Raw genomic sequence first — 248 nt, forward strand, 5'->3', positions numbered from 1 at the left:
TTACCGAGCAGTGGTCTGTAATAGCTTGCCCTGAAAAAGTGAAAATTCGCAGTACAGACATACGTAATGCACTGATAAGTGGAAGCGATGTGGCAAAACTGAGTACAAAGTCAGTTACAAAGATGTTGCAAGATAGTGGACTGTATCAGATAATGTAAGTTCACTAATCAAGAGGTCAGAGGACTATGCTAAAGAGCGCGATACCAGCGACGTTGATCATGGCAGCATGCAGTATGCCTGCGTATGCT

The 248-nt window shown here is 43.5% G+C and carries 1 pseudogene; it reads left to right on the forward strand.

Annotation, left to right across the window (positions count from 1 at the left end):
- Positions 1 to 158, forward strand: a pseudogene (locus tag AB4486_RS25890) (nicotinate-nicotinamide nucleotide adenylyltransferase); the annotation flags it as partial.
- Positions 159 to 248 lie beyond the last annotated feature (90 nt).

The organism is Vibrio sp. 10N.222.55.C6 (genome assembly GCF_041473395.1).
Lineage (GTDB): Bacteria > Pseudomonadota > Gammaproteobacteria > Enterobacterales > Vibrionaceae > Vibrio > Vibrio crassostreae_C.